General features: G+C 58.5%; 1 pseudogene. It reads right to left on the bottom strand.

Features of this window, described 5'->3' with window-relative positions:
* Nucleotides 1-2,263 (bottom strand): annotated as a pseudogene (locus EH55_RS13425) (hypothetical protein); the annotation flags it as partial.

The raw sequence follows: 2,263 nt of genomic DNA, 5'->3' as shown, positions 1-2,263 counted from the left end.
GCTGTGCTTATTTTGATGGCGTTGCTGACTAGGCCTTCTTTCGTGATCGTCGTGCCTCCGGCTACGCTGATGGTTTTGTTGACGCTGACGCTGTCTATGCCTGTGATGTCTTTGGCGAGTCTGATGTTCAGCGTGTCGTTTCCGTCGGATATTACTCCGATGTTGTCGGCCGCGGATACGGAGGTGGCGCCGCCTTTGATGTTGAGCTGGCTGCCGAGGTCTCTGTGGATTTTATCTCCAGCGTCTCCCGCGTAGTCTTGCCCTTTGGCTTTGAGTTGGTCGAGCTGGCCGACGTTTGCCGCGTCCGTCGCTTCTGTGCCGGCGGCTACGTTTTTGATTTGTGTGCCGTTTTCTCCGCCGAGGGTGATTGTCTCTTTGCCGGCTCCGTCGTATTTGACGACGAGGCTCATGTCTTTGCTTATCGCTTCGATGTTGGTGCTGTTTTTAGTTACGTCTAACGCGATGTTGTTGATTCTCGTGCTGTTGTTCGACACGTCTCCGGCTATGTTGGTGATTTTAGTGCTGTTGTCCGCCACGTCGGCGCTGACCGCGCTGAGCTGGCCGATGTTTGCCGCGTCGCTGTTTTCAACACCGTCCGCAACGTTGATGATTCTGTTGCCGCCGTTGTCGATGCCGATGTTGTTTTCGTCGCCTTTGACGTCTACTCTGGTGAATTCCGGCGTCTCGGAGACGTTGAAGCTGTATTTCCTTTCAGCCGTCTCTTTGATTTCGATGTTTTTGCCGTCGTTCAGCGCCACTGTGTTGTTGTCTTTGTCGACGGTGGCGGTTTTGCCGTTGACGGAGATGTCCCAGCTGCCGCTTCCGCCTTCGCCGCTTACGTGGCCGGCGTTTTCATGTCTGCCGTCTGTGTAGTCGATGATCAGGTCGCCCTCTTTGTTGACTTCGGCTTTGGTTATGCCGGTGCCGTCCGCTCCGGACGTTCCGGTGTTGCCCTGGTCGCCTTTATCACCTTTGACGCGGCCAGCGTTCTCGTCGGTGCTGTCGCTGTAGTCGATGATCAGGTCGCCGTCGCTGTTGACTTCGGCTTTGGTTATGCCTCTGCCGTCGGACCCGTCTTTGCCGTCTTTACCATCAACGCCGTCTTTGCCGTCAGCTCCAGGATCGCCTTTGTCGCCTTTGACTGTTCCGGCTGTTTCCTGTTTGCCGTCGCTGTAGTCGATGACGAGTTCACCTTTGTCGTTGACTTCGGCTTTCGTTACACCTCTGCCGTCGGCTCCGTCTTTACCGTCCTTGCCGTCGACGCCGTTTGTACCGTCTTTGCCGTCGGCTCCGTCTTTACCATCCTTACCGTCTGCGCCCTTGACGTGGCCGGCGTTCTCGTCGGCGCCGTCCGTGTAGCTGACCACAAGGTCTCCGTCGCTGTTGACTTCGGCTTTCGTTACGCCTCTGCCGTCGGCTCCGTCTTTGCCGTCGACGCCGTTTGTACCGTCTTTACCGTCTGCGCCCTTGACGTGGCCGGCGTTCTCGTCGGCGCCGTCTGTGTAGCTGACTACAAGGTCTCCGTCGCTGTTGACTTCGGCTTTCGTTACGCCTCTGCCGTCGGCTCCGTCTTTACCATCCTTACCGTCTGCGCCCTTGACGTGGCCGGCGTTCTCGTCGGCGCCGTCTGTGTAGCTGACCACAAGGTCTCCGTCGCTGTTGACTTCGGCTTTCGTTACGCCTCTGCCGTCGGCTCCGTCTTTGCCGTCGACGCCGTTTGTACCGTCTTTACCGTCTGCGCCCTTGACGTGGCCGGCGTTCTCGTCGGCGCCGTCTGTGTAGCTGACTACAAGGTCTCCGTCGCTGTTGACTTCGGCTTTCGTTACGCCTCTGCCGTCGGCTCCGTCTTTGCCGTCGACGCCGTTTGTACCGTCTTTACCGTCTGCGCCCTTGACGTGGCCGGCGTTCTCGTCGGCGCCGTCTGTGTAGCTGACTACAAGGTCTCCGTCGCTGTTGACTTCGGCTTTCGTTACGCCTCTGCCGTCGGCTCCGTCTTTACCATCCTTACCGTCTGCGCCCTTGACGTGGCCGGCGTTCTCGTCGGCGCCGTCTGTGTAGCTGACTACAAGGTCTCCGTCGCTGTTGACTTCGGCTTTCGTTACGCCTCTGCCGTCGGCTCCGTCTTTGCCGTCGACGCCGTTTGTACCGTCTTTACCGTCTGCGCCCTTGACGTGGCCGGCGTTCTCGTCGGCGCCGTCTGTGTAGCTGACCACAAGGTCTCCGTCGCTGTTGACTTCGGCTTTCGTTACGCCTCTGCCATCGC

This window comes from Synergistes jonesii (assembly GCF_000712295.1).
Taxonomy (GTDB): domain Bacteria; phylum Synergistota; class Synergistia; order Synergistales; family Synergistaceae; genus Synergistes; species Synergistes jonesii.
This window is presented reverse-complemented; position numbering and strand designations above follow the sequence as displayed.